General features: G+C 76.6%; 1 protein-coding gene. It reads right to left on the reverse strand.

From position 1 onward, the window contains the following. Positions 1 to 132: 132 nt before the first annotated feature. A complete protein-coding gene (locus tag HYE82_RS35670; RefSeq protein WP_179178378.1) occupies positions 133 to 2,688 on the reverse strand; it encodes an FtsX-like permease family protein in 2,556 nt (851 codons plus the stop codon). Positions 2,689 to 2,771 lie beyond the last annotated feature (83 nt).

The following is a 2,771-nucleotide window of genomic DNA, read 5'->3' on the forward strand; positions in this document are numbered from 1 at the left end:
GCCCGGCCGCGGCAGGGGCCTGGGGGTAGCCGCCCGGGGGGGGCGCGGCCGGGGCCGGGAGCAGCGCCGAGCCGCGGCCCCGTGCGGCCGGAAGCGGGGTCCGGCCGCCGGAGCCGGGGTGTCCGGGCCGGGTCACCTGGACGTGGCCGCCTCGACCGGGCGGATGCGGAGGACGCCGCGGCCCGGGACGGCGGTGGCGGCCACCGCCAGCAGTCCGGCGACGCCGACCACACCCACGTACACCACCGGCAGCACCACCGGCGCGGCCACCCCGGTCATCCCCACGCTGAAGGCGGTCAGCACGGCCAGCGAGATCCCGGACCCCAGCACCGCCCCCATCAGCAGCACGGCCAGCGCCTCCACCCGCAGCATCCGCAGCACCTGCCGCCGCTTCGCCCCGGCCAGCCGGAGCATCGCGAACTCCCGGAACCGCTCCGCGGTGGACATGGCGAGCGTGTTGACGACGGCGATCGCGGTGAAGGCGAGCACCAGCCCCATCGCCAGCAGGTTGAGTTCGGCCCCTTCCTGCTGCCGCTCCGCGCGCGCCCGGTCGGCGTCATGCGCCGACAGCACACCCACCCCCGGGAACCGGGCCACCGCCGCGGCCAGCTGTTCCCGCCCGGTCCCCGGCTCGGCGGCCACCAGTACGCCGCCCGCCAGCGGGTTGTCGACGTGCGCCGCGACCAGCCCGTGCGGCAGGGTCAGGTCGCCGAAGCCCAGGCCCCGCTCGTACACGGCGGCCACGGTCAAGGTGGCGGGGGTGCCGTCGCCCAGGGCCAGTTGCAGTGTGCTGCCGGGCTTCAGCCCGAGTTGTTCGGCGGCGAGTCCGCTGACCGCGGCGCTGTGTCCGCCGAAGCCGTCGAGGCTGCCGGCGGTCACCGCGGGGTCCCAGGTCCGGGCCAGCCCGTCGGGGGTGACGCCCTGGGCGCTGTACTTGGTCAGCCCGACCCGCACCGACGTGCGGACGATTTCGGTGGCGGCCGTGACCCCGGGGGTCCGGCGGACCGCCTCGGCGGCCTCGGCCGGGACGCCGGGGCCCCGGGCGGCCAGCACCCACCCGGCGCGGACCCCGTCGCGGGCCTGCTCCCGGACGGCGTGGGCCAGCGTCGGCGCGATGAACAGGACGGTGCAGGTCATGCCGATCAGCAGGGTGAGGGGGGTGACGGCGGAGGCCATCCGGGTCGCGTTGCTCCGCAGGTTCGCGGTGGCGAGGTGTCCGCCCGCGCCGGCCAGCCGCAGCGGGCCGGCAAGCAGTGCGGCCCCGCCCCGTACGAGCAGCGGGCCGAGCAGGGCAACGGCAGCGGCGAGGACGATCACGGCGAGGAAGGTCACCGGGGTGGACGCCGGCTCGGTGCGCAGAGATCCCAGCACGGCGACCAGCACGACCCCGCCGGACAGCACCAGCAGCCCGATCGCGATCCGGATCCAGGCGGGCCGGGCCCGCTCGACGGCCGCTTCGGCGAGTGCCTCGGCAGGGCGGATGCGGGCGATGCGCCGGGCGGTGATCCGGGCGGCGGCCCACGCGCCGAGCAGGCTCGCTCCGACGGCGGCGAACATCGGGAAGATCCCGGCGGTGCGCTCCAGGGTGGCGGGGACGATCCCGCCGTCCACGAACCGGCCGTGCAGCCAGGCGGCGAGCGGCAGCCCGGCGAACGCTCCGGCGACCCCGGCGGCCAGTCCGACGAGCAGGGCTTCCCGGCCGATCATGCGGCGCAGCTGGCGGGGGGTGGCGGCGATGGCGCGGAGCAGGGCGAGTTCGCGGTGGCGCTGCTGGACCGACAGGGCGAAGGTGCCGACGACGACGAGGACGGCGACGAGCAGGGCGGTGCCCCCCATGGCGCCGCCCATGGAAACCAGTTTGATCCGGGCGCCGGCGGCGTCGAGGAATTCGACCGGCCCGCGCTCGTCCCCCACACTGACCTGCGCTCCGGTGCCGGTGCCGGCCAGTGCCCGGCGGATCCGCTGGGCCAGCGCTCCGGGGTCGACCCCGGGCGCGGGCAGGACGCCGATGGCGGTGACCTGTCCGTCGCGGGCTGCGAGCCGCCGGGCCTCGGCGTCGGCGAAGAACAGCGTGCTCTGCCGGGTGAGTCGGCCGCCGTCCGCCCGGGCGATACCGCTGACCGTGTACTCCTCGGGTACGCCGGTGGCCTGGACGGTGAGCCGGCCGCCGGGCTCCAGTCCGGCGCGGGCGGCCAGTTCCCGGTCGACGACGACCTCGCCGCCACCCTGGGGGGCGCGGCCCTCGGCGAGCGTGAAGGGGGTGAGCGCGGCGGAGCTCCAGGCGTGCCCGTACGGGGCGGGCGGCCGGGCGGCGCCGCCGCCGGACCGCACCAGCGGGACGGCCTGGAAGGTGAGCTCGGGTACGGCCCGCTCGACGCCGGGCACGGCGCGCACCGTCTCGACGGTGCGCTCGGGGAGCCAGGCCCGCTCGGCCACGGGCTTGGCCTTGTGCTTCGTCTTGGTCTTGCCCTTCTTCTCCTTGACCGTGGTCTGATGCACGTTCTGATCGGCGGAGACGAGGACCGGGGTGGCCGCGTAGCGCTCGGTGGCGATCCTTCCGCGGAGTCCGGTCTCCAGGAGCGTGCCGCAGGCGGTGATGAGGGCCGCCGCGCACAGCAGTGCGGTGAAGGCACCGAGGAAGCCGGCTTTGCGGTCCCTGACGGTCTGGAGGGCGTAACGCAGCATCATGCGCTCAACTCTGCCGCCGGGAGCGGGCGTTGGCAGTGGAGCGCCCTGGCGTCCTGGCCGGGGGGCTATCCCCACCCCGGGCC

This window comes from Streptomyces sp. BR123, assembly GCF_013401435.1.
Classification (GTDB): Bacteria; Actinomycetota; Actinomycetes; order Streptomycetales; family Streptomycetaceae; genus Streptomyces.